The following is a 273-nucleotide window of genomic DNA, read 5'->3' on the forward strand; positions in this document are numbered from 1 at the left end:
GGGAAAGGGAATAAAGAAAGAATTATTCCACTAGGAAGTTTAGCAACGGAAGCGATTCAAAAGTATATTGAAAAAGGAAGAAGAGAATTAATGGGGAAAAAAGTAGTAGATGCACTCTTTTTAAACCATCATGGTAATCGATTATCAAGACAAGGATTTTGGAAAATATTAAAACGATTAGCGAAAGAGGCAAATATTGAAAAAGAACTTACACCTCATACGTTGCGTCACTCGTTTGCTACGCACTTATTAGAAAATGGAGCAGATTTACGT

General features: G+C 34.4%; 1 protein-coding gene. It reads left to right on the plus strand.

Annotated features, from left to right (window positions below; translation table 11 throughout):
- Nucleotides 1-273, plus strand: a 273-nt coding sequence (locus tag ACTHS4_RS11960; protein WP_440365994.1) for a tyrosine-type recombinase/integrase, incomplete at both ends; no start/stop codon positions are given.

The sequence above is a fragment of the Neisseria sp. P0014.S009 genome (genome assembly GCF_051958155.1).
Lineage (GTDB): Bacteria > Pseudomonadota > Gammaproteobacteria > Burkholderiales > Neisseriaceae > Neisseria > Neisseria flavescens_C.